Below are 26,593 nucleotides of genomic sequence, written 5' to 3'. Positions count from 1 at the left end.
TAAGGATTTCACCAGTCACTCTAATGAGTTGCTTTGACGTTACCTCGGCTCGCCGCGCCCTGTCGGTCCGCCTTCGCTCAGGGGGTAGACCCGGCCGCGCGAATCGTTCTTTCGCCGGCAAACCGTCGGTTTACGGCGGCCGGCCGGTTGCCTTTCGGTGAAACGATTCATCCGACGCACCGACCGGCGGATATGACGAACTTCACATTTGGCCGGCTCAGCCGACGGCGGCATCCATCACCTTCGCGGCAAGCCGGTCGTCGACGGCGGCCTCGATGGCCATGCCGTCGTCGCGGTAGTCGATCGACTCGAGGCGGCCGTATTCGCGGATGCTGGAGACGAGCGAGCCAGCCGTGTACGGCAGCAGCGCGGTGACGTGGACGGCCGGGTCGGGCAGCATCGCCTCGATCCTCGCGCGCAGTCCGTCAATGCCCTCGCCGCTCGCCGACGAGACGACGAACGCGTCCGGCGCGAGCGCGGCGAGACGCTCGCGCGTGGCGTCGTCCATCAGGTCGGCCTTGTTGAAGACGAGGACGGTCGGGATGGAGCCGACGCCGTCGATTGTCCCGAGGACTTCGTTGACGGCGTCGATCTGGCCGAACGGATCCGGGTGCGAGCCGTCGACGACGTGGACGATGAGGTCGGCCTCGCCGACTTCCTCGAGCGTCGACTTGAACGCCTCGACGAGCTGCGTCGGCAGGCGACGCACGAAGCCGACCGTGTCGACATAGGCGTAGAGGCGCCCGTCGTGCGCGCGGGAGCGGCGCACGGCCGTGTCCAGCGTCGCGAACAGCGCGTTCTCGACGAGCTCTTCGGAGCCGGTCAGGCGGTTGGTGAGCGACGACTTGCCGGCGTTCGTGTAGCCGACGACGGCGACGGTCGGCAGGCCGAAGCGGCGACGCGAGCCGCGCTTGATGTCGCGGCCGGGCGCCATGTCGGCGATCTGGCGACGCAGCTTCGCGATCCGGTTGCGGATGACGCGGCGGTCCATCTCGATCTTCGTCTCGCCCGGTCCGCGAGAGCCGATGCCGGCGTCGGCGCCGGCCGCGCGGCCGCCGGCCTGGCGCGACAGCGACGCGCCCCAGCCGCGCAGGCGCGGCAGCATGTACTGCAGCTGCGCGAGCTCGACCTGCGCCTTGCCCTCGCGCGACGACGCATGCTGCGCGAAGATGTCGAGGATGACGGCGGTGCGGTCGACGACCTTGACCTTCGTCGCGTCCTCGAGTGCGCGGCGCTGGGACGGCGGCAGGTCGTCGTCGACGATGATCGTGTCGGCCTCGTGGACGGCGACGAGGTCGGCGATCTCCTTCGCCTTGCCGGAGCCGACGTACGTCGCGGCGTCCGGCTTCGCGCGGTGCTGCAGCACGCCGTCGGTGACGACGGCGCCGGCGGTCTCGGCCAGCGCGGCAAGCTCGCGCAACGATTCCTCCGCCTCGGCCGCCGTGCTCGTGCGCGACGACCAGACGCCGACGAGCACGACGCGCTCGAGCCGGACCTTGCGGTACTCGACCTCGGTGACGTCCTGGAGCTCGCCGAGACCGGCGACATGCTTCAATTCGTTGCGCGCCTCGCGCTCCGCCCACGTCTCGTCGCCGGCATGGCTGCCCGCGAATCCGCCATTGCGACCGGCGGCCGTGTCGCCATGCTCCCCCTGCTCGTCGTCGAGCAGCACATCCGACTGCCCGGCCAGCACGCCGGTCAGTCGCGCCTCGTCATCCTCGTGGTCGATCTGCACAAACTGAGCCAAATATGAACCTTTCGATCCGTGTACCTACAAATACTGTCCACGATAACAACATCCGATCCCGAACGATTCCCGCGACGAAGACGAAACGACAGCAAGCGGTTTTCTCGCGGAGGGCTGTCGCCCTCCACTCGGAAACCGGCGAACGCTTCGCGTTCGCGTCGACCCCTCGCCTCGCGGCTGCGCCGCTCGGCGATCCCCTTCCAGGGGATTCGGGTCGGTGCGCGGCGCACGGATCGCGGATACACGGGGCAGGAACTCCGCGGAAGGAAGCTGCGAAATACGGATTGCAGATACACGGGCAGGAGCTCCCTGGAAGGGAGCTGCCGAGCGAAGCGAGGCTGAGGGTCGACGTGTTCGCGTCAGCGAACACCGGTTTTCGAGTGGAGGGCGACGGCCCTCCGCGAGAAAACCGTTCACAAAAGTGCAAGCCTTTCCATCCGTCCACACTTCTCCGCCACCTTGTCACGGCGGACATGTCGTTTCTACGGTGGAATCGTTCCCGAGAAACAGACGGATGGGAGGCAATAGCATGGGCCGGCGTCGACAGTACATTCCGTTCAACCGCGATCACATCGTGCTCGCGCGCCGGCTACGCAGGGACATGACGCCGCACGAATGCAAGCTGTGGTACCACTTCCTGCGCAATTTTCCGGTACGATTCAACCGCCAGCGCCCGATCCTCGACTACATCGTCGACTTCTTCTGCGAACGCGCGTTGCTCGTCGTCGAACTGGACGGCGGCGGCCACTACACCGACGACCAGCGCCGTCACGACGACGAACGAACGAAACGACTCGGCGAGCTGGGCATTGTCGTGCTCAGGATTCCCAACAACGAAATCGACAACAACTTCGAGGGCGTATGCTCCGGGATACGGCGGATGGTCGAGATGCGGTGCGGCCGTCTGTGAAAACGGTCACTCGCCGGAGGGCTACGCCCTCCAACTCGCGACCGGCGAACGCTTCGCGTTCGCGTCGACCCTCAGCCTCGCTTCGCTCGGCAGCTCCCTTCCAGGGAGCTCCTGTCCGTGTATTTGCGATCCGTGTTTCGCTCGGCAGCTCCCTTCCAGGGAGCTCCTGCCCCGTGTATCTGCGATCCACGTTTTACTTGGCTGGTCCCCTCCAAAGATCTTCATCGGCAATCCCCTGGAAGGGGATCGCCGAGCGGCGCAGCCGCGAGGCGAGGGGTCGACGCGAACGCGAAGCGTTCGCCGGTTTCCGAGTGGAGGGCGACAGCCCTCCGCGAGAAAACCGTTCCCTTCCTCTTCTTCTTGCGCGCCGATTAGACTCTGAGGGAGGAAGTCATATGGATAAATCGTCGCACGATAAGGAATTTTGGACGATGGCGGAACAGAACGAACAGTATTTCTCGGCGCAGCCGACGTCGAAGGACGTGCGCAAGCGGCACGAGTTCACGGTGCGCGGGTACGAGGTCGAGGTGGAGACGAGCAACGGCATCTTTTCCGGCGACCGCGTGGATCTCGGCACGCAGGTGCTGCTGCGCCACGCGCCCCAGCTTCCGGCGGCCGGCGAGTTCCTCGATCTCGGCTGCGGCTGGGGCCCGATCGCGCTGGCGATGGGCATCGAGTCGCCGGAAGCCGACGTGACGGCCGTCGACGTCAACGAGCGCGCGATCGAGCTGACGAACCGCAACGCCGAACTCAACAACGTGAAGAACGTCCACGCCGGCACCGCCGCCGACGTGCCGGCCGACCGCCAGTTCGACGTCATCTGGTCGAACCCGCCGATCCGCATCGGCAAGGACGCGCTGCACGACCTGCTGATGGCGTGGCTGCCGCGTCTCAGGCCCGAAGGCGGCGTCGCGTACCTCGTCGTGCAGAAGAACCTCGGCTCCGACTCGCTGATCAAGTGGCTCGCCGCCCAGCTCGGCGACGAGTACGCCGTCGGCAAGTATGCGAGCTCGAAGGGCTACAGGGTCATCGAAGTCGAGAGGGCGTAGGTTCGCGGTGGGTTACGAACCGTCGTCGACCCCTCGGTTCGACGTCGCTTCGCTCGTCTCACCGATCCCCTTCCAGGGGATTCGTCCATTTTGCGCTCTGACGAAGTCTTGGTGAGTACCACTGATTCCCTTTCAGGGGATTTTTTCCGTTTACGTTTGTGAAGAAAAGAACAGTTTTACATGCAATTTTTGTATCCCGATGAACTGCCGGTGTCGGCGGCGCGCGAGGAGATTCGCGAGGCGGTCGAGCACAATCAGGTCGTCATCATTTCGGGCCAGACCGGCTCGGGCAAGACGACGCAGCTGCCGAAGATGCTGCTGGAAATGGGCCGCGGCACGCACGGCAGGCAGATCGTGCACACGCAGCCGCGCAGGCTCGCCGCGCGTACTGTCGCCGAGCGCATCGCCGAGGAAATGAGCGTGCGGCTCGGCGACGAAATCGGCTACCAGGTCCGCTTCACGGACGAATCGTCGCCGAATACCAGGCTGCGCGTCGTCACCGACGGCATCCTGCTCGCGCAGATCCAGCGCGACCCGCACCTGTCGCGCTACGACACGATCATCATCGACGAGGCTCATGAACGCAGCCTCAACATCGACTTCCTGCTCGGCTACCTGACGGCGCTGCTGCCGCTGCGCCGCGACCTGAAGCTCATCATCACGTCGGCGACGATCGACTCGGTCAAGTTCCAGAAGCACTTCGCCGACGCGCTGCACGAGAAGGTGCCGGTCATCGAGGTTTCCGGCCGCACCTATCCGGTGCAGATCGCCTACGAGCCGATCGGCTCGGCGCCGGCGCTCGTCAACCACGTCGCTGGCTTCTCCGACGGCCTGCGCCCCGGCGACGCCGGCTACGACGAGCTGCTCGCGTCGAATTCGAACGATTCGTCCGCCGATGTCGACGACATGCCGACGGCCGTCGCCCGTGCCTGCGCCGAGCTCGTGACATTGTCCGCGCACGTGACCGGTCCACGCGACATCCTCGTCTTCGCGTCCGGCGAGCGCGACATCCACGAATACGAGGCCGCGCTGCGCCGCCACTACGGTCCGCGCGCCGCCGACATGCGCCGTCCCGACGCTATCGAGATCATGCCGCTGTTCGCCAGGCTGTCCGCGAAGGACCAGCACCGCGTCTTCGAGCCGCACGGCCACCAGCGCATCGTCATCGCGACGAACGTCGCCGAGACGTCGCTGACGGTGCCGTCGATCAGGTACGTCGTCGACCCCGGCATGGCCCGCATCTCCCGCTATTCGAAGACGGCGAAGGTGCAGCGCCTGCCGATCGAGCCGATTTCGCAGGCGAGCGCCGACCAGCGCGCCGGCCGCTGCGGCCGCGTGGCCGACGGCGTCTGCATCCGCCTGTATTCACGCGAGGACTACGAGACCCGGCCGCGGTTCACCGAGCCGGAGATCCTGCGCACGTCGCTCGGCGCCGTCGTCCTGCACATGCTGTCGGTCGGCGTCGCGCGCACCGTCGCCGACGTCACCGACTTCGGCTTCATCGACCCGCCGGACGTCAAGGCCGTCTCCGACGGCGTCAACGAGCTGACCGAGCTCAAGGCGATCTCCCGCAAGCGCGGCGAGATGACGCTGACGCACACCGGCCGCCAGCTGGCGCGGCTGCCGATCGACGTGCGCCTGGGCCGCATGATCATCGAGGCGGCGAAGTCGACGACGCCGAACACGCTGGCCGCCGTCCTCGTCGTCTGCGCGTTCCTGAGCCTGCAGGATCCGCGCGAACGGCCCGACGACGTGCGCGACGAGGCCGACCGGATCCACAACCGCTATGCGGACGAATCGTCCGACTTCCTGTCGGCGCTGAACCTGTGGGACCGGGCGTTCGGCGTCGACGGCGACATGAGCAACCATGCGCTGCGCAAGCTGTGCAAGACCGAATACCTCAATTTCCCCAGAATGAGACAGTGGAAGGATCTCGTCTCGCAGCTGCGCGAGCTGTGCCGCGAACTCAAGTTCAAGGTCGGCGACCCGATTCCGGCCTGCCGTCCCGGCCGCGAAATCTACGACCTGCCGATCAACCAGCAGGCCGCGCACTCGCTGTGCTGTAGCTGGGATTCAGACGGCATCCACCAGTCGATGCTGGCCGGCCTGCTGTCGATGATGGGCATGCAGGTCGTGCGCGAACCGAAGGCGTCCGACTACGCGCACCTCAAGGGCGCGGCGCGCGCCAAGGCGATGAAGCGCGCGCAGAAGCAGGCGAAGAACACGTACCAGGGCGCCCGCGGCATGCATTTCGCGATATTTCCCGCTTCTTCCACGGCGAAGCAGACGCCGGCGTGGATCATGTCGACGGAACTCGTGGAGACAAGCCGCCTGTGGGCACGCTACTGCGCCGCGATCAACCCGGCGTGGGCCGAGAAGCTCGCCGGCAACCTGACCCGGACCACGTACGCGAATCCGCACTGGTCGGCGTCGCGCGGTTCCGCCGTCGCCGAGGCGAAGGTGCTGCTCTATGGCTTGCCGATCGTCGAGAACCGCGCCGTGCAGTGGGGCCGCATCAACCCGATGGAGGCGCGCGACCTGCTCATCCGGCAGGGTCTCGTCGACGGCGACATCGTCGAGCGATTCCCGTACGACGATTTCGTCGGGAAGAATCGTGCCGTGCTGGAAGACGCCGCCGACGACATGAACCGCACCCGTCAGGCGGCGGCGACCGTCACCGACGAGGACCTGTACGATTTCTACAACCATGTGCTGCCCGCCGACGTCACCTGCGTCGCCGACCTCGCGAAATGGTGGAAGACGGCGCGCGCCGACGATCCGGCGCTGCTCGACTTCGACCCGGCGCAGGTCGAGCGGCTCGCCGAGACCGAGTCGGTCAGCCTCGCCGACTTCCCCGACCACTGGAACACCGTCGGCACCGACGGCCAGCCGGTCAGCCTGCGGCTGAGCTACATCTATGACACGACCGACGAGAACGACGGCGTGACGGTCCACGTGCCGCTGTCGGTGCTCAACCGCCTCTCCCCCGCCGAATTCACGTGGAATGTGCCCGGCCTGCGCGACGAGCTCATCGTCGCGCTGATCAAGGCGCTGCCGAAGGCGCTGCGCGTGCAGTTCGTGCCGGCGCCGGACACCGCCCGCCGCATCCGCCAGTGGATCGGCGAGCGCGTCGTCGCGTCGCCGGGCTCCGGCACGCCGGAGCATCCGGCCGTCGCCGCCGACAGCGAACTCGTCACGACCGGCGCGCCGACGGCGGGCGCCGGCTGGCCCGACCTCGCCCACGCGTTCACGCAGGCCGCCATCGCGACGGTCGGCGCGACGATTCATCCCGAGGATCTCGAGGGCCTGTTCGACAAGCTCGCCCCGTACCTGCGCATGACGTTCGTCGTCGAGCAGCCGAAGCCGGCGCCGAAGAACGGCGGTCGCGGACGCCACGGCCGCCGGCGCAACGACCCGCATGCCGTCAACGTGCTCGGCCGCTCGAAGTCGCTGGCCGAACTACAGCGCAAGTTCCAGGCGCAGGCCACCGAATCCGCCCGCAAGGTCATCAACCGCAAGGCTTCGCAGGCCGCCGGAGAAGGCCGCAAGGTCACCGAGGCGAACCTGCTCGTCAAGGCCGGCGCGTCCGCCGAGAGCCGCGAGACAATGCTGTGGAAGGCCGCGCTCGACCAGCTGAAGCTGCCCGCCGAACGCGTCTCGTCGCGCTGGCTCGGCGCCGAGGCGCTGATGCTGGCCTCCGCGCCGTACAAGTCTACGGCGCTGCTCGTCGACGACCTGCAGCTCGCCGCCGTCAAGCGGCTGCTGCCCGACATCGCGAAGCTGGAAACCGACGAACAGCTGACCGAGGCCGTCGCCGGCGTGGCCGAAATCTACGAGGACACCGTCTACGATGTCGCCCGCGACGTCATCGGTGTCCTGAAGCGCCACGCCGACGTCGACCGCGCCGTCTCCGGCAAGGCCGACCTGCCGCTGCTGTCGGTGCTGCAGTCGATCCGCGAGCACATCGCCACGCTCGTCTACCCGGGCTTCATTGGCGCCACGCCGCCGGTGCAGCTGCAGTACCTCGACCGCTACCTGCACGCCGACCTGATGCGCCTGCAAAAGGCAAAGGCCGACCGGCAGCGCGACGTGCGCTGGGCGTGGCAGGCCGACGAGGCGAAGCAGCTCGTCGACAAGGCGCTGTCGAACGCGAAGCTCAAGCCGGCCGGTCCGGTGCGCGACGCCGCGATGGCGAAGGCCGAGCATGCCCGCTGGATGCTCGAGGAGTTCTACGTGAGCCTGTGGGCGCAGGAACTCGGCACGCCGATCCCGGTCAGCATCCAGCGCATCACGAAGGCGCTGAAGTAATCGTCCAGCCCCTCGCGTGCCGGCGACAGCCAGGCGTCACGTCCTCGGGTCGCCGAACCACCCCTCGTAGATCAGCGAGAAGTTGCGGTTGCCGTAGGTCGAACAGCTGTCGCCCTCGCCGGCTCCGGCCTCGAGGGCGGCGATGTTCGGCTGGTACGGCGTGTAGATGTATAGCAGCGCCGTCGCCTTGTTCTCGATGTACACTTCCGAGCCGCCACAGCTCGCGTCGGGATTGTACTGGATGTAGTTGAGGTCGTGTTCCGAGTAGCCGTACTGCGACTCGTTGGCGACGTAGTACTGGTAGCGGCTCGCCGAGCCGTACACCTGGTTGAAGAAGCCGGCGTACTCGGGGTCGCAGTCGTCGGTGTCCGGGCACGACAGGCCCATCGCGGCCTCGAACTGGAAGTCGGTCGGGTCGGTGGCCGTGACGAGGTTCTGCTCCTTCTGGAGCATCGTCAGCAGCACCTTCGGCGAGACCGAGCAGGCCTGCGCCGTCTTGTAGATGATCGTCGCCGCCGTTTCCTTGCCGCTGTCGTCGGCGTCGTAGGCGGAGCAGTAGTCGGTGGCGGCCTTGTCGGTCACGTCGAACGTCTTCGTGGCCAGGCAGTTGTCGCCGGTGCAGTTCGCCCCCTCGTCGTCGAGGAACGACTGGATCTGCTGTTCGTTCATCGCCGAGCCATTGAAGAACTGGTCGTCGGAAATGATGTCGCCGGGGTTGAAATCGTAGAGTTCGGCGAGCTGGTCCTGCTTGTGCTTGGCCTGCTGGACGTCGACCTGGTACGACAGGAAGTTGACGAGGGCGACGATCAGCGCGACGACGACGAGCGCGACGACCGCCGTCACGAACAGCATGCCGGTGCGCTTGCGCGCATCCGCCGCCGCAAACGTGCGGCCGTACCACTTGATCGGATTGTGCTTGCGGCCGCCGTTGCCGCCCTTGCCGTGATGGCTCGCCTTCGTCGCCATCCTGACTTTCGGCCGCGACCCGGCGCCCTTCGCACCGCCCCGCGGCTTCGTTGTTGCGTACGATTTCCGCGTCGTCTTGCCGCCCGTGTTCTTCCCGCTGGACGGCGACGACGAATTCCTGGACTGCCTGCTCACGCGCACCAGTCTACCGTGCCGTCCCGAAGGTGCCCGTCCCGGATGTCACGAATCCGGGCCCCGGGACCCGGATTCGTGACATGTCGGAAAGAATCGTCCGGACAACCGCCTCACAGCTTCGAAAGGTACTTCTTCAGCTCGAACGGCGTGACCTGGCTGCGGTATTCCTGCCACTCCCGGCGCTTGTTGCGGATGAAGTAGTCGAAGACGTGCTCGCCGAGGACGCCGGCGACGAAGTCGGACTTCTCCATGATCTTGACGGCCTCGTCGAGCGATTCCGGCAGCGGCTGGATGCCCATCGCCTGGCGCTCCTCGTCGGTGAGCTCCCAGACGTCGTCGGACGTCGGCTCGCCGAGCGTCATCTTCTGCTCGATGCCGTCGAGGCCGGCGGCCAGCAGCACCGAGTAGGCGAGGTACGGGTTGCAGACCGAGTCGAGCGCGCGGTATTCGATCCTGGCCGAGTTGCCCTTGCCCGGCTTGTACTGCGGGATGCGCAGCAGCGCGGAACGGTTGTTGTGGCCCCAGCAGATGTAGCTCGGCGCCTCGTTGCCGCCCCACAGGCGCTTGTACGAATTGACGTACTGGTCGGTGATGGCCGAGATTTCTGCGGCGTGGTACAGGATGCCGGCGGCGAACTGGCGGGCCGTCAGCGACATGTTGAACTCCTGGCCGGCCTCGTAGAACGCGTTGGCGTCGCCCTCGAACAGGCTCAGGTGCGTGTGCATGCCGGAACCCGGCGCGTCGGCCAGGGGCTTGGGCATGAAGCTCGCGTGGATGCCGCGCTCGAGCGAGATTTCCTTGACGACAGTGCGGAACGTCATGATGTTGTCGGCGATCGTCAGCGCGTCGGCGTAGCGCAGGTCGATCTCGTTCTGGCCGGGGCCGCCCTCGTGGTGCGAGTACTCGACCGAGATGCCCATCTGCTCGAGCATGTTGACGGTCGCGCGGCGGAAGTCCATCCCCGGGGAACGCGGGACGTGGTCGAAATAGCCGCCGTCGTCGATCGGCGTCGGCGCCTTGGACCAGTCCTCCTGTTTCTCGAACAGGTAGAACTCGATTTCGGGATGCACGTAGAACGTGAAGCCGCGGTCCTTCGCGCGGGCCAGCGCGCTCTTCATGACATGGCGCGGATCGGCGAGCGACGGCTCGCCGTCGGGCGTCAGGATGTCGCAGAACATGCGGGCGGTACCCTGCGGGCCGCCGCGCCACGGCAGGATCTGGAACGTGGACGGATCCGGCTTGACAATCATGTCGTCCTCGGACACGCGGGTCATGCCCTCGATGGCGGACCCGTCGAAGCCGATCCCCTCCTCGAACGCCGCCTCCAGCTCCGCAGGCGCGATCGCGACCGACTTGAGCGTGCCCAGCACGTCGGTGAACCACAGTCGGATGAATCGAACGTCGCGCTCCTCGACCGTCCGGAGCACGAACTCTTGCTGTTTGTCCATAACCCCCAATCGTTCCAGAGAGATGTTACAGCCGTCGTTAACATGCCGCCATGCATGCCGTCCCGTGCCTGCCGGTGACCGGGGCCCTACTCCCCCGCGATCCCGAGGGCTTCGGGGAGCGTGAAGGCGCCGGCGTAGAGGGACTTGCCGAGGATCGCGGCGTCGACGTTGAGCGGGGTATCGTCCCGGATGTCGATCAGGTCCTGCAGCTTCGAGATGCCGCCGGAGGCCGTCACCCTGGCGGTCGTGCGTTCGGCGACCTCGCGCAGCAGCGTGATGTTCGGGCCGCTCATCATGCCGTCGCGGTTGACGTCGGTGACGACGTAGCGCGAGCAGCCGGCGTCGTCGAGCATCGCCATCGTCTCGAACAGGTCGCCGCCATCCTTCGTCCAGCCGCGGGCGGCCAGCGTGTGGCCGCGCACGTCGAGGCCGACGGCGACCTTGTCGCCGTGCTTCGCGATCGCCTCGCGCGTCCAGTCGGGGTTCTCGAGCGCGGCCGTGCCGATGTTGACGCGCGCCGCGCCGGCGGCGATCGCCGCGTCGAGCGACGCGTCGTCGCGGATGCCGCCGGACAGCTCGATCTTGACGCGGTCGCCGAGCTCGGCGACGATGTCGGTGAGCAGCGCGCGGTTGTCGCCGGTGCCGAATGCCGCGTCAAGGTCGACGAGGTGGATCCATTCGGCGCCAAGCTCGGCCCACGTGCGGGCGGCATCGAGCGGGGAGCCGTAGTCGGTCTCGGAACCGGATTCGCCCTTGCGCAGGCGAACGGCCTTGCCGTCGCGCACGTCGACGGCGGGCAGCAGCGTGAGTGCCATTGTTTTCTCCTTGTCGTTTACAGGACGTCCACCCAGTTTTGCAGCAGCTTCGCGCCGGCCCGGGCGCTCTTTTCGGGGTGGAACTGGGTGGCGAACAGCGGGCCGCGTTCGTAGGCGGCGACGAACGTCGAGTTGCCGTACGTGCACCACGTCACCTTCTCGGGCGCCGGACCGTCGTGCGCATCGTTCACCGTCGGCAGCGGCGCCAGCTCGAAACTCGAGCCGTCGTAGTCGATGGCGGCCTTCGGCACGACGTCGGCGGCGGCGTAGGAGTGGACGAAGTAGAAGCGTTCGTCCTCGACGCCGCGCAGCAGCACGCTGCCTTCCGGCGCGTCGACGGTGTCCCAGCCCATGTGCGGAACGACCGGCGCGTCGAGCCGGACGACGTCGCCGCCGATCAGGCCGAGTCCGGCCGTCTCGACGCCGTGCTCGTGACCGGCGTCGAACATGATCTGCTGGCCGACGCACACGCCGAGCACCGGCCGGCCGGCGCGCAGCCGGTCGAGGATGACGCGGTCGCCGCCGACGGCCTTGAGCCCGGTCATGCAGGCGCCGAACGCGCCAACGCCGGGGACGACGAGGCCGTCGGCCTCGAGCGACGTGCGGTAGTCGCTCGTCAGCGTGACGTCGAGGCCGAGGTTCGCGAGCGCGCGCACCATCGACCTGACATTGCCGAATCCGTAGTCGAACACCGTTACTGCGGTCATCGTTGCGTTGCCTCCTGGATGGACGGTCCGGCCGGCGGCCGGAAGAAGAACAATGGTGGACGATTCATCCGTCCGCATGCCTGCCGGGATCCGGCGACGGAACCGGAGTCCCGGCGCAACCGGAGTCCGGAACCGGACGGATGACGGTCACCAGACCGGGTTGCCGGACGCCCCGTTGTTCAGGTATTTCGAGATGATGTCGTACGCCTGCTTCGACGAGAGCTTGCCGGTGTCCTCGCCGTGCACGCCGGTTTCCTCGACCTGCGTCACCGTCGAGATGCCGAGCAGCAGGTCCTCGACGAACGGGGCCGTCGACGTGAACAGGATCGGCGGCGCGAAGCCCTGACCGGCCTCGCCGCTCAGGTACAGCGTCGCCTCGAGCTTGTCGGCGCGGTTGACGGCGAGGACGACGCCGAGTCCGGAGACGACGCGCGTCAGGTCCTTGGCGGCCGCCTCGGGCGAGTCGCCGTCGAGGTTGCGCAGCACGGCGACGGCGCCCTGCGCGCTCGGCAGGCAGACAGCCGAGATGTCGGCGAGGTGGCAGAACGCGGCGAGCAGCTCGGCCGAGTTGAGTCGCGTGATGAGCACGGCGGCCTTCGCCTTGTTGCCGAGCAGGCCCTGCAGTTCGTCCTCGAAGTCGGCGGCTTCCTGCGCCTCGTCGGCGACGGACGGCAACGATTCGTCCTCGTCGTCGCCGGCCATGTCTCCGCCGGATGGCATGTCGCCATCACCGCTGTTGTTCATCGCGCTGACTTCGGCGTCGCGGGCGCGGGCCGCGTCGGTTTCCGGAAACTTCTCGTCACCGGCATCGGCGGACGAATCGTCGCCGGAAAATTCCTTCTCGAAGTCGGCGAGCGCCGCCTCGAGGTCGTCGTCGTCGAAGTGAAAGTCGTCGCCGGCGCCGTCGAGATCGTCGTTGCCGGTCGTGTTGTGTTCAGCCATGGTTGTAGCCAGTCCCCTCCGTGTTCAGAGCGCGCCCTTCGTGCTCGGAATACCGTCGACGCGAGGATCCGGCTCGATCGCGAACCTGAGCGCCCGGGCGAGTGCCTTGAACTCGGCCTCGGCGATGTGGTGCGGATCGCGGCCGGCGATGACGTGCATGTGCAGGCAGATTTCGGCGTGGAACGCGATCGACTCCATGACGTGGCGGACCAGCGAGCCGGTGAAGTGGCCGCCGATCATGCAGTACTGGAATCCTTCCGGCTCGCCGCTGCAGACGCAGTACGGCCGGCCGGACACGTCGACGACGGCCTTCGCGAGCGCCTCGTCGAGCGGGACGGTCGCGTCGGCGAACCTGCGGATGCCGCGCTTGTCGCCGAGGGCGAGCTTGAGCGCCTCGCCGAAGACGATCGCCGTGTCCTCGACGGTGTGGTGGGCGTCGATGTCGGTGTCGCCGTGCGCACGGATGGTCAGGTCGATCAGCGAATGCTTGCCGAGCGCCGTCATCATGTGGTTGAAAAACGGCACGCTCGTGTCGATGTCGGTCTTGCCGGTGCCGTCGAGGTCGAGACTCAGCTCGACCGACGACTCGCTCGTCTCGCGGACAATCGTCGCCGTCCTTGCCATCCGTCGCTCCTTTGCTCTGCCTGTCCTGTCGGACGATATTCGTTCACTGTGAACGATACTTCCGCTCACAATATAGCCCAAGTATTTCGGGCGTGTGCGGGGAACTCAGCTTTCGACGGCCCGCATGCTCTCGACGAGGGCCTCGCGGAAGCGGGCCATTTCATCGTCGGTGCCCATGCAGACGCGCAGCCAGCCGGCGGGGCCGACGACGCGGATCAGGACGCCTCGACTGAGCATTTCGGCGAAGATCTCGTCGCGCTTGTCGAAGTGGCCGCCGAACAGCAGGAAGTTCGACTGGCTCGGCGCTACCTCGAGCGGCTGGCCGGCGTAGGTCTGCTTGCGCAGCCAGTCGGCCGTTTCCTCGCGGGTGCGGCGCAGGTGGTCGACCTCGGCGAGCTGCTCGTCGGTGTGGTCGAACGCGGCCAGCGCGGCGGCCTGCGTGACGGCGGACAAATGGTACGGCATGCGCACGATCCTCATGCAGTCGACGATGCCGGGGCTCGCCGCGACGTAGCCGACGCGGGCGCCGGCGAACGCGAACGCCTTGCTCATCGTGCGCGAGACGGCGAGATGGTCGTGGTCGCCGATCAGCGTGACGGCCGACGGCGTGCCGGGGTCGCGGAACTCGATGTAGGCCTCGTCGATGACGACGACCGGGTGGACGCCCTCCCCCGCGTTGGCGACGTCGACGGTCTCGCAGAACTCGAGGATGTCCCTGAGCTCGGCCATGTCGAGCGGCGTGCCGGTCGGGTTGTTCGGCGATGTCAGGATGACCATCGCGGGACGGATCGTCGCGATCTGTTCCTTCAGCGCGGCCATGTCGATCGTGAAGTCGGCGTTGCGGTGCGCGAGCTGCCAGCCGGTGAACGTGTCGCGGGCGTACTCGGGATACATCGAGTACGTCGGGTCCGCCGACAGCGCCGTGCGGCCCGGGCCACCGAACGCCATGAACAGCTGGAGCATGATCTCGTTCGAGCCGTTGGCGCCCCAGACGTTGTCGACGGACAGCTTCGCGCCGGATTCGCGTTCGAGATAGCGCACGAACGCCTCGCGCAGCTCGACGTGCTCGCGGTCCGGGTAGCGGTTGAGCGTCGGGGCGATCTCGGCCACGCGCCGGGCGATCGAGTCGACGACGTCCTGGCGCGGCGCGTACGGGTTCTCGTTGACGTTGAGGCAGACGGGAACGTCGAGCTGCGGCGCGCCATAGGGCTCCTCGCCGATCAGGTCGTTGCGCAGCGGCAGCGACGCGGGAATCGTTCCTGCATTTTCGCTCATCGCAGGCCGGCTTCCGTTTCCCGGACGGCGATCGTCTCCTTGTCGTACGGGTCGTCGATGAAGCGGCTCAGGACCGACTCGCCGTGCGCCGGCAGGTCCTCGGAGACGGCGAACGCGTTGATGCGCGCGGCGATTTCCTTCAGGCCCGGCTCGTCGTACTCGATGATCTCGACGGGCTTCATGAACGTGTGAACGCCGAGACCGGACGCGAAGCGGGCGGTGCCGGACGTCGGCAGCACGTGATTCGAGCCGGACATGTAGTCGCCGAGCGGGACCGGCGAGTAGTTGCCGCGGAAGATGGCGCCGGCGTTGCGGATCCGCGCGATGACGGCGTCGGGATCTTCCGTCTGCACCTCGAGGTGCTCGGCGGCGTAGGCGTTCGCGGCGTCGATCGACTGGGCGAGATCGTCGGTCAGGATGATGCCGGACTGGCGGCCCCTGAGGCTCGTCTCGACGCGCTCGGCGTGCTCGGTGCGCGGCACGCGGGCATCGAGTTCTTGCTGGACGGCGTCGGCGAGGCGTTCGGACGACGTGATGAGGACGGAGCCGGCGAGCTCGTCGTGCTCGGCCTGGCCGATCAGGTCGGCGGCCACCCAGCCGGGGTTCGCCGTGTCGTCGGCGATGATGGCGATCTCGGTCGGTCCGGCGACGGCGTCGATGCCGACGATGCCGGAGACGAGGCCCTTGGCCGTGGCGACGAAGATGTTGCCGGGGCCGGTGATCTTGTCGACCGGCTCGCACAGGATCTCGCCGTCCTGCGGCTCGGTGCCCCTGGCGCCGTAGGCGAACATCGCGACGGCCTGGGCGCCGCCGACGGCGTACACCTCGTCGACGCCGAGGATGGCGCAGGTCGCGAGAATCGTCTTGTCCGGCAGGCCGTCGTTTGTCGCCTTGCTCGGCGGCGTGGCAATCGCCAACGACTCGACGCCGGCCGCCTGCGCCGGCACGACGTTCATGATGACGGACGACGGGTAGACGGCCTTGCCGCCCGGCACGTACAGGCCGACGCGCTGGATCGGGATCCACTTCTCCGCGACGCGGGCACCGTCGCCCAGGTCGGTGTAAAAGTCTTCGGGCACCTGCGACGCCGCGACGGCGCGGGCGCGGCGCACCGATTCCTCGATGGCCTCGCGCACTTCGGGGTCGAGCTCGTCGACGGCGGCCTGGATGGCCTCGACCGGCACGCGAAGATTCTCGACGTGGATGTGATCGAACTGCTCCTCGTAGTCGCGCAGGGCCGCGGCGCCATGCTGCTTGACGTTCTCGAGGATCGGGATGACGAGTTCGCTGGCCTCGTTCGTGCCCATTTCGGCGCGGGGCATCGCCTCGAGCATTTCGGCCCGGCTGAGCTTGCGTCCGCGCAGATCAATGATTCGCATGTAGTTTTCTTCGCTCATAGCCACATGGTAGCAACCCCCGACGCCGATCGCTTCACATGTTCCTCACATCAGTCACATCGTGAGATATTGTCGCGTCGCACCCCGTTTCGGGGGAATCGTGCACGATTCCCCCGATCTACGTATCCTCGGCTCCCTTCCGGGGAGCCGAGGATACATACCTTACTGCGCGATGCTGGCGGGACCGAAGAGGATCTTGATCTCGGCGAACAGGCTGGTGTCGCGCTTGACGCGGAAGCGGTCGCCGAGCGTCAGGACCTGCGCGTTGCCGGCGGAGTCGAGCACGGCGATGCGCACCTCGCAGTAGCCGGGATGGTTCGCGATGACCTGCGTGAGCTGGGCGAGCCGCGAGCGCTCGAGCGCGACCATCGGCAGCGCGATGATGACGGGACGCTCGTCCTCGGCCTCGAGTGACGGGACCATCAGTTCGGTGGCGCGCACCGAGACCGACTCGTCGCGCACCTCGACCATGCCGCGCACCTGGACGATCGCGTCGACGGCGAGCTCGGCGGCGGCCGCCTCGTAGACCTTGCCGAACAGCATGCATTGCACCGAGCTTTCCATGTCCTCGATCGTGACGATCGCCCACGGGTTGCCCTTCTTCGAGACGCGCCGGTCGACGTTCGTGATCAGGCCGGCCAGCGTGACCTGCGCGCGGTCCTCCATGCCCTTGGCCCGGTCGATGAGGTGCGCGATCGACATGTCGCGCAGGCTCGCGAGGACCGACTGCATGCCGCTCAGCGGATGGTCGGAGACGTACAGGCCGAGCATCTCGCGCTCGAAGTTGAGCTTCGTCTTCTTGTCCCACTCCTCGAGCTGCGGCACGTTGATCGCGATCGTGCCGGACGACTGGCCGTCGTCGTCCTCGACGGCGAACAGGTCGAACTGTCCCTCGGCGGCCTTCTTCTTGACCGGCATGACCGAGTCGATCGCGACCTCGTGGATCTGGAAGATCGCGCGGCGGCTCGGCTCGATCGAGTCGAAGGCTCCCGCCTTGATCAGCGATTCGACGAGCCTGCGGTTCAGCGCGTCCATCGGCACGCGGTTGACGAAGTCCTCGAAGTTGACGAATTTGCCGTGCTTGCCGTTGCGTTCCTCGATGATCTCGTCGACGGCCTTCTTGCCGACGTTGCGGATGGCGCCGAGGCCGAAGCGGACGACGTCGCCGACGGCCGAGTACTCGTAGCGCGACTCGTTGACGTCCGGCGACAGGACCTGGATGCCCATGCGGCGCGCCTCGGCGAGGTAGAGCGCCGTCTTGTCCTTGTTGTCCTTCGTGTTCTGCAGCAGCGCCGCCATGAACTCGACCGGATAGTGCGTCTTCAGGTACGCCGTCCAGTACGAGATCAGGCCGTAGGCGGCCGAGTGGGCCTTGTTGAACGCGTAGCCGGCGAACGGCACGAAGATGTCCCAGACGGCCTGGGCCGCCTCGCGCGAATAGCCGTGCTCGGCCATGCCCTCGAAGAACGGGACCTGTTCCTTGGCCAGCACTTCCGGCTTCTTCTTGCCCATCGCTCGGCGCAGCACGTCGGCTCGGCCGAGCGAGTAGCCGGCGAGGATTCGTGCGGCCGACTGGACCTGCTCCTGATAGACGATGAGGCCGTAGGTCTCGTCGAGGACCGGCGCGAGCGCCTCGGCGACCTCGGGGTGGATCGGCGTGATCTTCTGCAGGCCGTTCTTGCGCTTGGCGTAGTTGTTGTGCGAGTCGACATCCATCGGGCCCGGCCGGTACAGCGCGATCAGTGCCGAGATGTCGTTGAAGTTGTTCGGCTTGAGGGACTTGAGCAGCGAGCGCATGCCGTCGGAATCGAGCTGGAAGACGCCGAGCGTGTCGCCGCGGGACAGCAGTCCGTAGGTTTCCTCGTCGTCGAGCGGGATCTTCGTGTAGTCGATGACGCCCTTGCCGTTCATCTCGATGTTCTTGAGCGTCTCCGAGATGACGGTGAGGTTGGACAGGCCGAGGAAGTCCATCTTGACGAGGCCGAGCGTTTCGCACGTGTGGTACTCGAACGTCGTCGCGACGGTGACGTCGTCCTTGTTCTTGACCTGGACCATCAGCGGCGACGTGTTCGTGATCGGCTCGGAGCCCATGATCGTCGCGCAGGCGTGGATGCCGGTCTGGCGGATCAGGCCCTCGATCTCCATCGCCTGGTCGGTGATGCGCTTGGCATCCGGGTTCGAATCGTACATCTCGCGGAACTCGCGGGCCTCGTCGTAGCGCTTGGCCTGCGGGTTGAAGATGTCCTTGACCGGGATGTCCTTGCCGCCGGTCTGGCTCGGCGGCAGCGCCTTGACGACGGCTTCGGACGTCGAGAAGTCGTAGCCCATGATGCGGGCCGAATCCTTGAGCGCCTGCTTCGTCTTGATCGTGCCGTAGATGACGCACTGGGCCACGCGGTCGTGGCCGTACTTGTCGGCGACGTAGTCGAGCACGCGCATGCGGCCTTCCGGGTCGAAGTCGACGTCGATATCCGGCAGGGACACGCGCTCCGGGTTCAGGAATCGCTCGAAGATCAGGCCGTGCTTCAGCGGGTCGAGTTCGGTGATGCCCATTGCGTAGGCGACCATCGAGCCTGCGGCCGAGCCGCGGCCGGGACCGACCATGATGTCGTGCGTCTTGGCCCAGTTGATGTAGTCGGCGACGACGAGGAAGTAGCCGCAGAACTGCATCTGGCAGATAACGCCGCATTCGTAGTCGGCCTGCTTGGCGACTTCCTCGGGCACGTGGCCATCGTAGCGCTTCTCGAGGCCCTCCTCGACGTTCTTCAGGAACAGCGACGTCTCGTCCCAGCCTTCCGGGCAGTCGAAGCGCGGCATGAATGCGCCGTCCTCGTGGTCGTCGAACATGACGTTGCAGCGTTCGGCGACCTCGAGTGTATTGTCGCAGGCCTCCGGCAGCTCCTTGAACAGCTCGCGCATCTCCTCGGCCGAGCGCATGTAGTAGCCAGTGCCGTCGAACTTGAAGCGGTCGGGGTCGTCCAGGTGCGCGCCCGAATTGATGCACAGCATGGCGTCCTGGGCGCTGGCGTCCTCGGCGTGCACGTAGTGCGAATCGTTCGTCGCGAGCAGCGGCGCGCCGATCCTCTTCGCGATGTCGAGCAGGTCCTTGGTGACTCGCCGCTCGATCTCGAGATTGTGGTCCATCAGCTCGATGTAGAAGTTGTCCTTGCCGAAGATCTCCTGCAGCTCGCCGGCGGCGCGCAGCGCCTCGTCGAACTGGCCCAGGCGCAGCCTCGTCTGGATGATGCCGGACGGGCAGCCCGACGAGCAGATGATGCCGCTCGAATACGTCTGCAGCACATCCTTGTCCATGCGCGGCCACTTGCCGACGCGACCCTCGAGCGCGGCGACCGAGCTGGCCTTCGTCAGGTTGACGAGTCCCTCGTCGTTCTCGGCCCACAGCGTCAGGTGGGTGATGAAGCCGCCGCCGGAGACGTCGTCGCGCCGCTGCGCCTCGGTGCCCCAGTGCACGCGCGTGCGGTCCTTGCGGCTCGTTTCCGGCGTCACGTACGCCTCGATGCCGATGATCGGCTTGATGCCCTGGTTGACGCACTCGCTCCACATTTCGTAGGCGCCGTGCATGTTGCCGTGGTCGGTGATGCCGACGGCCGGCATGTCAAGTTCCTTCGCGCGCTTGACGAGGTCCGGAATCTTCGACGCGCCGTCGAGCAGCGAATAGTGGGTGTGGTTGTGCAGCTGAACGAAGTTGCCGGAAGTAGTCATAGTGTTCCATCCTACCGTCCGTCGCGCCGAATGTCACCGGCCCCGAACCGCCGGCTGTTCCTTCCGCATGGCACGAACCCGGGCTTCAAGCCCGGGTTCGTGCCATGCGGAAGTTCAGGACACGCGCGTGCCGCCGGGAAGTTCGGTCGGCTTCGCCGATTCCTTCGCCGCCGCCTTTGCGGCCTGCCTGCGAAGACGGGACGATTCGCGCAGCTTGAGCACGGCACAGTAGATCCAGACGGCGATGTCGCAGCAGGCGCAGGTGATGCCGACGAAGACGAGCAGGCACGTGATAATGAGCAGGACCATCGTCAGCAGGCTGCCGGCGGGCATGCGCATCAGCAGCAGGATGCCGGCGAGGACGAGCACGGCGGCGACGAGCGTGACGGCGAGCAGGACGAAACCGGTCTTCTTGAGCGAGCGGATCGACCAGCCGCCACCGTAGGTCGGCGTCGGGTCGGCAAGCCGGGCGGAATCGTTGAATTCCTGCTGGCGGTCGCGGGTCCATGAGTCGACGGCGTGGAACTGGGTCAACGGGTTGGTCATCGGCGTCGTCCTTTCTGGTGGTCAGCGGTCGTCGGCGTGACGGGCCGCGATCGTGTCGAGGGCGTGCTGGAGGTCGGCCGGATAGCGCGAGGAGACGGTCGTCCAGACATGCGTGCGGGGATGGCGGAATTCGAGCTGCATCGCGTGCAGCCACTGGCGGCCGAGGTCGAGCTCGGCGGCGAGGACCGGGTTGGCGCCGTACATCGGGTCGCCGACCAAAGGATGCCCAATGGACGAGAAGTGGACGCGGATCTGGTGCGTGCGGCCGGTCTCGAGGTTGATCTTCGCGAGCGTGGCCTCGGAACCGTAGCGTTCGAGGACGTCCCAGTGCGTGACGGCGTCCTTGCCGGCCGGCGTGACGCAGAAGCGGAAGTCGGAGACCTTCGCGCGGCCGATCGGCGCCTCGATCGTCGCCCTGTCCTCGTTGAGCCGGCCCTGCACGAGCGCGTGGTAGGTCTTGACGACCTCGTGCTCGGAGAACTGGCGGCGCATCTCCTTGTAGGCGAGGTCGGACTTGCACACGAGCATCAGGCCGGACGTGCCGACGTCGAGCCTCGAGACAATGCCCTGGCGGCCGGCCGCGCCAAGCGACGTGATGTGGACGCCGCGGTCGAGCAGCGACCCGAGAACGGTCGGGCCGGTCCAACCGACCGACGCGTGCGCGGCGACGCCGACCGGCTTGTCGACGACGATGACGTCGTCGTCCTCGTAGGCGACGGCCATGTCGGTTGCGATCGGTTCCGGCTCGCGGCGCTCCTCGACGAGGTCGAACTCGACGAAGTCGCCGAGCATCAGCGTCCCGGCCTTGTCCAGCGACCGTCCGATGACGTGCGCCTGTCCGCTGACGATGACGTCGGCCGCCTTGGCGCGGGAGATCCCGAGCATCTTGGCGACGGCGACGTCGAAGCGCTTTCCGACGAGCGCGTCGGGCGCGGGTACGACATGGGACAAGGCTGGGACTCCTTTCGCGGGTCGGCCGGGCTAGTTGGACTGGCCGGAACTGGACTGGTTGCCGGAACGGGACGATTCGCGCGAATCGTTCGCGTCGCGGGAATCGTGCGAATCGTGCGAATCATGCGAATTTCCGCCGGCACGACGCTTTTCGCCGAGTTCCCCGGCGAGCTCGGCGTCGCGTTCGGCGTCCCCGGCGAAGTCGGGGCTTGCGGCGCCGTCGAACGACGGGTCGTCATGGAAGTCAAGTCCGTCGGACTGTTCGAAATTCCGCTCCTCGCGCTCGAGTTCCTTCTGCGAGAACGGCACGCCGGCGATGACGCAGATGACGATGCCGACGCCAGCGACCGTCAGGAAGACGTCGGCGACGTTGCCGACCGACCATCCGTAGTTGAGGAAGTCGACGACCTTGCCGTTCATGAAGCCGTCGGCGTAGGCGATGCGGTCGATCAGGTTGCCGAACGCGCCGGCGAACGCCAGCGCGAACAGCACCGTGTAGGCCATCGAGATCGTCTTCACCGTCAGCCAGACGAGCACGATGCACGCGACGCAGGCGATCAGCGAGATCAGCCACGTGGCGCCGGAGCCCATCCCCAGCGAGGCGCCGGGGTTGTGCACGAGCTTGAGCGAAAGGATGCGCGGGATGACGACGACGGTCTGGCCGGCGGACAGCGTCCGCTCGGCCCAGTACTTGGTGAGCTGGTCGACGATCAGCGCGACCACGGCAATACACGCAAAGACGGCCACGCGTGCGCGCAGCCGTCCTTGACCGGATGAACGGGTCATCATGCTCAGTTGTTCTGCTCCACCGAGTTGTAGTTGTTGGTGTCGGAGACCTGGGCCTGCAGCTGGCCGAGGAACTCGGTCAGGCGGGCGCGGTACTCGGTCTCGAACTGCTTGAGGCCCTGGATGTTGCCCTGGATGACCTTCGACTGGTTCTCGAGGTTCTCGCGCACCTGCTGGGCGTAGTCGTCGGCGGCGGTGCGGGTCTTCTTCGAGTAGTCGTCGGCGTCGGCGTGCGTGCGCTTCGAGTAGTCGTCGGCGCGGCGCTGGATGTCCTTCTCGTAGGACTCGGCCTCGTCGTGCTTCTCGACGACGTACTTGTCCGCCTCGCTCTTCTTCTGCTCGGCGTACTGGTTGCCCTCGTTCTCCTTGTTCGCCGCGTAGTCGTTGGCCTCGGCGGTCTTGGCGGCCGCGTAGTTGTTGGCCTCCGCCGTCTTGTCGGTCACGTACTGGTCGGCTTCCGCATGCTTGTTCTGCATGTAGGTGTCGGCATTCTCGCGGGTCTGGGCGGCGTATTCGTCGGCCTCGGAGCGGGTCTGCTTCGAGTAGGAGTCGGCGGCTTCGCGCGTCTTCTCGGAGTACTGGTCGGCGTCGGCGTGCGTGCGCTTGTCGTAGTCGTCGGCCTCGGAGCGGGTGCGGTTGGAGTAGTCGTTCGCCTTGGTGATGAGTTCCTCGTACTTGCGCTGGGACTCTTCCTGGATTTCCTTGGCGGTCGCCTTGCCCTTGTCGACGTACTGGTCGTGCAGCTGCATGGCCAGCGTCAGCATCGCGGTCGCGCGCTCCGGCTCGGTGTTGGCCATCGCGGCGGCGCCGGTGATCTTCTGCAGCGAACCGGTCTCGGTGTTCGGCTCGACCTTCGAGACCTGGTCGCGCAGCTGCTCCTCGCGCTGCTTGGATTCCTCGAGCTGCTTGGCGAGGTCCTTGATCTGGGCGGCCTGCTGCTGCGCGACGACGCCCTGCTGGCGGGCGCTGTCGAGCTCGCGGTGCAGGTTCTCGTTGTCGGCGCGGAACTCGTCGCGCTGCTTCGTGACGGCGGCGAGCTGGGCGGCGACGTCCGGCTGGCTGGACTCGCTGGCGGCCTGCGCGGTGAGCTGGTCGACCTGGGCGGACAGGCGGTCCACCTGGGCCTTGAGCTGCTCGTTCTGCGCGGTCAGCGCCTTGTTGCCTTCCTCGGCCTCCTTGAGCTGCGCCTGTGCAGCGGCGGCCTGGGTCTGGGCCGCCTGGATGGCCTGGGCGGCCTGGTCGTTCTGTCCGTTGGCGGAAGCGGCGACGGCCTTGAGGTTCTGATTTTCCTGCTGGAGCGACTGCACCTGCGCGGTCAGCTCGGAGATCTTCGTGTTGAGCGCCGTCACGTCCGGGCTCAGCGTCTGCGTGGCCTGTCCCCCATTGGCGACAGCAGTCTTGCCAAGAGCCTCAACGGTTTCGGTGACCTGATCGAGAAAATCATCGACTTCGTCGACGTCATAGCCTTCCTTGAAACGAACAGTCTGGAAGGTATGCTCCCTAATGTCTTTAGGCGTCAATAGAGCCATATATCTTACACCTCGCTTTGGGGCAATGCCTCGCTATTTTGGACTTAGTTTCTGATGCTATCACGAAACTTACCGGCTCTGGGCGACGTGAATCCCTTTTCCCGTCGATTGGCATGATTTTTCCGCCGATTGGGAGGATCGGGAGCAACGATTCGTCCGCCGATTGTGCCGTCAGATCAGGAAGCGCAGCACCATGAGGCCGAACCACAGCACGATGAAACTCACGTCGAAATAGACCGGCCCCATCGGCAGCGGCTTGATATAGCGCCGCAGCCAGCGCAGCGGCGGGTCGGTCACCGCGTAGACGGCACGCACGAGCGTGGCGACGACACCACGCGGATACCAGCGACGCGCGAGCACGCGCACCCAGTCGAGGATCATGCGGACGAACAGGACGGCGATGTACGCCTCGATCAACCAGTTGATGATCGCGAAGAGGATGCTGACCAAACCAAAAACCACGCTTTCCAAGCCTACAGTAATACTGCGAGATCCAACCGCCGCAGCGTGCTACTATTCCCGCCCTTGCAGAAGCAAACAAAAGGACGGGCGGACGCATGGCAGGATGCGTCCGCCCGTCCGGTTGACGGCGGAAATCGTTCAAATTCCAGTGAAAGACGGCGACTCAGTCGGCGAAGAGGTCGTGCTGGCTGCGGGCGTCGGTTTCCTCGGTGACGATGTTCACCTGGGCCGGGCTCAGCAGGAAGACGCGCGGGGTGACCCGCTCGATCGAGCCGGACAGGCCGAAGACGACGCCGCTCGAGAAGTCGACGATGCGGTACGCGATCGGCTCGGCGACGCCCGTCAGGTTCAGGACGACCGGCGTGCCGTCGCGCAGCGCGCGGCCGACGAGCTGCGCGTCCTCGTACGACTGCGGATGGATCGTCGTGATCCTCGACAGGCGCCCCTGGAACGGGTTGGTCGCCTTCGCCGACGACGTCGAGCTGCCGGCCGAGCCGGTGACGGCGGTCAGCGACGGCGAGCCGGATGCCGGCATCGGCGTGACGGAATGGTCGGTGTCGAAACCGGTCTCGGTCTCGTCCACCTCCTCGATGTACTCGTCGTCATCGTCGACGACGTCCGACATCCCGAGATAGGACATCGCGTTCTTCATGAACCCTGCCATTGTTCTGTGTTCCTTACTCTCTAGTTATCAGTGGTCCCGGCCCACCGTGGATGGTGGCCCGGTAACCGGTGGCGCCGGCCGGCTCCCCTTCGTCGAAAGCCGGCCGGCGCCGTGGTCCTGCTCAGCGCAGGAAGTCCGGAATGTCCAGGTCGCCCGGATCGTTCGGGTAGCCCTGCTGTCCGGTCAGCGGATCATAGGTCGGCGCGACCGGGGTGACCGGCGTGTTCGGCACGTACGGCTGGTACTGCGGCTCCTGCTGCTGGGCCGGCTGCTGCGTCGGCTGGACGGCCGGCTGCTGGCCGGTCTGCGCCGGCGTCACCGGGAACTGGCCGGTGGCGGCGCGAGCCGCGGCGGCCTGCTGCTCGCCCATGCTCTGCTGGGCGGCGCGCTGCTCCTGCTGGCGGTCGGCCTGCTGCGACTGCTGGGCGGCATCGGCGGCCGGAGCGTGCTGCGTGGCGGCGGCATCGAGCGTCTGGTTCGACGACTTGGCCGAATCCTTCGCGACGTTGTCGTCGAAGCCGGCGGCGATGACGGTGACGCGCACCTGGTCGCCGTAGGCGTCGTCGAGCGCGAGGCCCCAGATGACCTGCGCTTCCGGATGGACGGCGTTTCGCACGAGCTGGACGGCGTCGGCGGCTTCCTGCATGCCGAGGTCGAACGGGCCGGCGATGTTGACGAGCACGCCGGACGCGCCCTCGATCGAGGCTTCCAGCAGCGGCGAGCCGATGGCGATCTCGGCGGCGTCGGTCGCGCGCTGTTCGCCCCGGCCCTCGCCGATGCCGAACATCGCGGTGCCGGACTCGCGCAGGATCGTCGTGACGTCCATGAAGTCGACGTGAATGTAGGAGTTCGACGTGATCAGGTCGGTGATGCCCTGGACGCCGGCGAGCAGCGCGGTGTCCGCGGTCTTGAACGCGTCGACGATGCCGATGGAGCGGTCGGAGAGCTCGAGGAGGCGGTCGTTCGGAATGACAATGATCGCGTCCACTTCCTCGCGCAGCGCCTGGATGCCCTTGACGGCGGAGGCAGCGCGGACCGGACCTTCGAAGTTGAACGGGCGGGTGACGACGGCGATCGTCAGCGCGCCCTGCTGGCGGGCGGCGCGCGCGACGATCGGGCTGGCGCCGGTACCGGTGCCGCCGCCCTCGCCGCAGGTCACGAAGACCATGTCGGCGCCCTTGACCATTTCCTCGATCTCGGTCTGGTGGTTCTGCGCGGCCTTCGCGCCCTTCTCCGGGTCGGCGCCGGCGCCCAGGCCACGGCTGGACGTATCCGACAGCGTCAGCTTCGATTCGGCGAGATTCCTCATCAAATCCCGCTCGTCGGTGTTGATCGCCACGAAATCGACATTCCTCAGGCCTGCGTCGATCATCCTGTTGATCGCGTTTCCGCCGGCGCCGCCAACACCGACGACCTTGATGCGCGTCTGCTCGTTGAAATTGTCAATTGAGCCCATTGCGTCCACCATTAAGTCTCCTGTCATTCCGCGGTTCAAGACTCCACTCTATCGTAAACAGTATGATAATCGCCGTGTTTACCGACATTTGATCGGGATGTTTACGATATTCCTGTCATTATTGAAAAAAGTAACAGCCCAACCGGCCATTTC

18 protein-coding genes and 3 pseudogenes are annotated in these 26,593 nt (G+C 66.5%); 3 read left to right on the top strand and 18 right to left on the bottom strand.

All coding sequences use genetic code 11. The features are described 5' to 3' along the window. Positions 1-217 precede the first annotated feature (217 nt). Positions 218-1,747, bottom strand: coding sequence for a GTPase HflX (gene hflX / locus F6S87_RS05390; RefSeq protein WP_163227642.1), 1,530 nt, complete (start codon positions 1,745-1,747; stop codon positions 218-220). 514 nt (positions 1,748-2,261) lie between these two features. Here hflX and F6S87_RS05385 point away from each other — a divergent pair. The 3 genes from F6S87_RS05385 (at position 2,262) to hrpA (ending at position 8,014) form a co-directional block, all read left to right on the top strand. Continuing rightward, positions 2,262-2,657, top strand: a complete 396-nt coding sequence (locus tag F6S87_RS05385) for an endonuclease domain-containing protein (protein WP_196779131.1) — start codon at positions 2,262-2,264, stop codon at positions 2,655-2,657. A gap of 431 nt (positions 2,658-3,088) precedes the next feature. After that, on the top strand, positions 3,089-3,706 hold the full coding sequence (locus tag F6S87_RS05380) for a class I SAM-dependent methyltransferase (protein ID WP_231129397.1): 618 nt from the start codon (positions 3,089-3,091) through the stop codon (positions 3,704-3,706). 180 nt (positions 3,707-3,886) lie between these two features. Then, complete coding sequence (gene hrpA, locus F6S87_RS05375; protein WP_163227640.1) at positions 3,887-8,014, top strand: ATP-dependent RNA helicase HrpA; 4,128 nt, start codon at positions 3,887-3,889, stop codon at positions 8,012-8,014. 36 nt (positions 8,015-8,050) lie between these two features. Here hrpA and F6S87_RS05370 read toward each other — a convergent pair whose 3' ends face one another. The 17 genes and pseudogenes from F6S87_RS05370 to ftsZ all read right to left on the bottom strand — a co-directional run bounded on the left by F6S87_RS05370 (position 8,051) and on the right by ftsZ (position 26,452). After that, on the bottom strand, positions 8,051-8,980 hold the full coding sequence (locus tag F6S87_RS05370) for a hemagglutinin (RefSeq protein ID WP_231129411.1): 930 nt from the start codon (positions 8,978-8,980) through the stop codon (positions 8,051-8,053). Positions 8,981-9,225: 245 nt separating this feature from the next. After that, on the bottom strand, positions 9,226-10,563 hold the full coding sequence (gene glnA, locus F6S87_RS05365) for a type I glutamate--ammonia ligase (RefSeq protein ID WP_163227639.1): 1,338 nt from the start codon (positions 10,561-10,563) through the stop codon (positions 9,226-9,228). A gap of 86 nt (positions 10,564-10,649) precedes the next feature. Next, positions 10,650-11,378, bottom strand: a complete 729-nt coding sequence (priA, locus tag F6S87_RS05360; RefSeq protein ID WP_163227638.1) for a bifunctional 1-(5-phosphoribosyl)-5-((5-phosphoribosylamino)methylideneamino)imidazole-4-carboxamide isomerase/phosphoribosylanthranilate isomerase PriA — start codon at positions 11,376-11,378, stop codon at positions 10,650-10,652. 17 nt (positions 11,379-11,395) lie between these two features. Continuing rightward, positions 11,396-11,539 (bottom strand): annotated as a pseudogene (locus tag F6S87_RS08960) (imidazole glycerol phosphate synthase subunit HisH); the annotation flags it as partial. A gap of 92 nt (positions 11,540-11,631) precedes the next feature. Further along, positions 11,632-12,085: pseudogene (gene hisH, locus F6S87_RS05355) on the bottom strand (imidazole glycerol phosphate synthase subunit HisH); the annotation flags it as partial. A 147-nt stretch (positions 12,086-12,232) separates the two neighbouring features. Then, entirely contained in the window at positions 12,233-13,027 is a 795-nt protein-coding gene (locus F6S87_RS08620) for a hypothetical protein (protein ID WP_196779130.1), read from the bottom strand. Between the two features lie 24 nt (positions 13,028-13,051). Further along, positions 13,052-13,651, bottom strand: a complete 600-nt coding sequence (hisB, locus tag F6S87_RS05345) for an imidazoleglycerol-phosphate dehydratase HisB (RefSeq protein ID WP_163227636.1) — start codon at positions 13,649-13,651, stop codon at positions 13,052-13,054. Positions 13,652-13,756: 105 nt separating this feature from the next. Continuing rightward, the gene (locus tag F6S87_RS05340; protein ID WP_163227635.1) at positions 13,757-14,926 is read right to left on the bottom strand and encodes a histidinol-phosphate transaminase; all 1,170 of its coding nucleotides are present in this window, start codon (positions 14,924-14,926) and stop codon (positions 13,757-13,759) included. Further along, a complete protein-coding gene (gene hisD / locus F6S87_RS05335) occupies positions 14,923-16,323 on the bottom strand; it encodes a histidinol dehydrogenase (RefSeq protein ID WP_163227634.1) in 1,401 nt (466 codons plus the stop codon). The genes F6S87_RS05340 and hisD overlap by 4 nt, the downstream gene beginning before the upstream one ends. Before the next feature lie 162 nt (positions 16,324-16,485). Further along, complete coding sequence (gene dnaE / locus F6S87_RS05330) at positions 16,486-20,046, bottom strand: DNA polymerase III subunit alpha (RefSeq protein ID WP_163227633.1); 3,561 nt, start codon at positions 20,044-20,046, stop codon at positions 16,486-16,488. 114 nt (positions 20,047-20,160) lie between these two features. Further along, complete coding sequence (locus F6S87_RS05325; RefSeq protein ID WP_163227632.1) at positions 20,161-20,592, bottom strand: hypothetical protein; 432 nt, start codon at positions 20,590-20,592, stop codon at positions 20,161-20,163. A gap of 21 nt (positions 20,593-20,613) precedes the next feature. Beyond that, complete coding sequence (locus tag F6S87_RS05320) at positions 20,614-21,543, bottom strand: RluA family pseudouridine synthase (protein ID WP_163227631.1); 930 nt, start codon at positions 21,541-21,543, stop codon at positions 20,614-20,616. 276 nt (positions 21,544-21,819) lie between these two features. Then, positions 21,820-22,329 (bottom strand): annotated as a pseudogene (locus F6S87_RS05315) (signal peptidase II); the annotation flags it as partial. Between the two features lie 5 nt (positions 22,330-22,334). Next, positions 22,335-23,858, bottom strand: coding sequence for a DivIVA domain-containing protein (locus tag F6S87_RS05310; protein ID WP_163227629.1), 1,524 nt, complete (start codon positions 23,856-23,858; stop codon positions 22,335-22,337). 171 nt (positions 23,859-24,029) lie between these two features. Beyond that, on the bottom strand, positions 24,030-24,320 hold the full coding sequence (locus tag F6S87_RS05305) for a YggT family protein (protein ID WP_163227628.1): 291 nt from the start codon (positions 24,318-24,320) through the stop codon (positions 24,030-24,032). Between the two features lie 163 nt (positions 24,321-24,483). Next, positions 24,484-24,984 carry a cell division protein SepF gene (locus tag F6S87_RS05300; protein ID WP_163227627.1) on the bottom strand — a complete coding sequence of 167 codons (501 nt, stop codon included), beginning with the start codon at positions 24,982-24,984 and terminating at the stop codon, positions 24,484-24,486. 121 nt (positions 24,985-25,105) lie between these two features. Next, positions 25,106-26,452, bottom strand: coding sequence for a cell division protein FtsZ (gene ftsZ, locus F6S87_RS05295; protein ID WP_163227626.1), 1,347 nt, complete (start codon positions 26,450-26,452; stop codon positions 25,106-25,108). Positions 26,453-26,593 lie beyond the last annotated feature (141 nt).

Origin of the sequence: Bifidobacterium choloepi, assembly GCF_010667615.1 — a bacterium.
GTDB lineage: Bacteria > Actinomycetota > Actinomycetes > Actinomycetales > Bifidobacteriaceae > Bifidobacterium > Bifidobacterium choloepi.
This window is presented reverse-complemented; position numbering and strand designations above follow the sequence as displayed.

Bases quoted from the DNA above. Each gene is read 5' to 3' on its own strand.
- F6S87_RS05370 (WP_231129411.1), bottom strand. From the start codon at position 8,980: ATGGCGACGAAGGCGAGCCATCACGGCAAGGGCGGCAACGGCGGCCGC.
- F6S87_RS08620 (WP_196779130.1), bottom strand. From the start codon at position 13,027: ATGGCTGAACACAACACGACCGGCAACGACGATCTCGACGGCGCCGGC.
- priA (WP_163227638.1), bottom strand. From the start codon at position 11,378: ATGGCACTCACGCTGCTGCCCGCCGTCGACGTGCGCGACGGCAAGGCC.
- F6S87_RS05380 (WP_231129397.1), top strand. From the start codon at position 3,089: ATGGCGGAACAGAACGAACAGTATTTCTCGGCGCAGCCGACGTCGAAG.
- hisB (WP_163227636.1), bottom strand. From the start codon at position 13,651: ATGGCAAGGACGGCGACGATTGTCCGCGAGACGAGCGAGTCGTCGGTC.
- hrpA (WP_163227640.1), top strand. From the start codon at position 3,887: ATGCAATTTTTGTATCCCGATGAACTGCCGGTGTCGGCGGCGCGCGAG.
- glnA (WP_163227639.1), bottom strand. From the start codon at position 10,563: ATGGACAAACAGCAAGAGTTCGTGCTCCGGACGGTCGAGGAGCGCGAC.
- dnaE (WP_163227633.1), bottom strand. From the start codon at position 20,046: ATGACTACTTCCGGCAACTTCGTTCAGCTGCACAACCACACCCACTAT.
- hisD (WP_163227634.1), bottom strand. From the start codon at position 16,323: ATGAGCGAAGAAAACTACATGCGAATCATTGATCTGCGCGGACGCAAG.
- F6S87_RS05385 (WP_196779131.1), top strand. From the start codon at position 2,262: ATGGGAGGCAATAGCATGGGCCGGCGTCGACAGTACATTCCGTTCAAC.
- ftsZ (WP_163227626.1), bottom strand. From the start codon at position 26,452: ATGGTGGACGCAATGGGCTCAATTGACAATTTCAACGAGCAGACGCGC.
- F6S87_RS05325 (WP_163227632.1), bottom strand. From the start codon at position 20,592: ATGACCAACCCGTTGACCCAGTTCCACGCCGTCGACTCATGGACCCGC.
- F6S87_RS05340 (WP_163227635.1), bottom strand. From the start codon at position 14,926: ATGAGCGAAAATGCAGGAACGATTCCCGCGTCGCTGCCGCTGCGCAAC.
- F6S87_RS05300 (WP_163227627.1), bottom strand. From the start codon at position 24,984: ATGGCAGGGTTCATGAAGAACGCGATGTCCTATCTCGGGATGTCGGAC.
- F6S87_RS05310 (WP_163227629.1), bottom strand. From the start codon at position 23,858: ATGGCTCTATTGACGCCTAAAGACATTAGGGAGCATACCTTCCAGACT.